We start from the raw sequence: 636 nt of genomic DNA, 5'->3' as shown, positions 1-636 counted from the left end.
CTAATTTGGTTTTTTTCTTTTATTTCACCTTTAAACTCTAAATAATCTTTGTCTTTCTCATCAAGTAAAATCTCGTAATTAATATGCAATTTCTTAAATTGTTCTTCATAATTTGCTACTTCTTTTTTAGGTATACCACCAAAAAGATGTGCATGAACATCGTTAATTTCTATATCTGGAGAATTATCCACATACCTTCTTATATTAAGGTTAAAGTCATTTTCTTCAATCTCTTTGATATCAACCAATCTTGAATATTTGGGTATATCTTTTTTACTATCAAACACATTAACTATTTTTTCTATGTCTTCCGGTCTTAGGAAGTTTTGATTTCTGCCTTCGCCGTATTCTCTATCTGCATTTATAAACAAAATCTTTTCTTTTAAATGTTTTGGTTTGTTTTTATTTATTACAATAACACACGCGGGTATACCTGTATTGTAAAAAAGTTTAGGAGGCAAACCAATAATTGCTTCTATAATGCCTTCATTTACAATTTGTTCTCTAATTACTTTTTCCTGACCACCTCTGAATAATACTCCGTGAGGCATGACCGTTGCCATAATACCATTATCTTTTAGGCTCGCAATCATGTGCTGTAAAAACATAAGGTCAGCTTTTTTTCCTGTCTCAGGT

1 protein-coding gene is annotated in these 636 nt (G+C 30.5%); it reads right to left on the bottom strand.

Annotation, left to right across the window (positions count from 1 at the left end; translation table 11 throughout):
* On the bottom strand, positions 1-636 hold a 636-nt coding region (locus ACP5SP_RS08075; protein ID WP_428076566.1), incomplete at both ends, for an N-6 DNA methylase.

Source organism: Caldisericum sp. (assembly GCF_049967455.1).
Lineage (GTDB): Bacteria > Caldisericota > Caldisericia > Caldisericales > Caldisericaceae > Caldisericum > Caldisericum exile_A.
Note: the sequence above shows the minus strand (reverse complement) of the source record. Positions and strands in the feature narration are given on the sequence as shown.